This window comes from Streptococcus suis (assembly GCF_002964045.1).
Classification (GTDB): Bacteria; Bacillota; Bacilli; order Lactobacillales; family Streptococcaceae; genus Streptococcus; species Streptococcus suis_U.
Map to the genome: position 1 here is coordinate 1 of NZ_POPB01000233.1, position 661 is coordinate 661.

Consider the following 661-nt stretch of genomic DNA (forward strand, 5'->3'; position numbering starts at 1 on the left):
GTTCAAGACCAACGCTTGACAGTCACCCTTTCAGAAGCACAAGTGAAAGCTAACGGCGGTAAAGAAGTCGTAGTGACATTTAAAGCTAAGATTCGTCCAGGTGCGAACCTCTCAGCCTATAAGGTAGACGGCAAGACCGAGATTCCGAATACGGCCGAGTATGTGATCAATAACAACCCAGAGACGAAGAAGAAATCAAATGAAGTACCAGTAACTCCACCAAGTCCAGAGAATCCACCGATTGTCAAGGATGTAAATGGAGCGGACCGTGCGGACTTGGCAACACGTGAAGAAAGCTTCACCTACCATATCACCAGTGCGGTACCAACTGATGCGACAGCCTTTGAGCTCAGCGATACCCTCGTAGATGTCTTAGAGTTTGACGGCGAAAAAGGTGGCGCAACTGTCACAATCGATGGCAAGGACGCAAGTGCCGACGCAACGATTGCGGTTCAAGACCAACGCTTGACAGTCACCCTTTCAGAAGCACAAGTGAAAGCTAACGGCGGTAAAGAAGTCGTAGTGACATTTAAAGCTAAGATTCGTCCAGGCGCGAACCTCTCAGCCTATAAGGTAGACGGCAAGACCGAGATTCCGAATACGGCCGAGTATGTGATCAATAACAACCCAGAGACGAAGAAGAAATCAAATGAAGTAACCA

General features: G+C 48.3%; 1 protein-coding gene. It reads left to right on the forward strand.

Annotation, left to right across the window (positions count from 1 at the left end; genetic code table 11):
* Positions 1–661, forward strand: a 661-nt coding sequence (locus C1E99_RS02145) for an isopeptide-forming domain-containing fimbrial protein (protein ID WP_153060143.1), incomplete at both ends; no start/stop codon positions are given.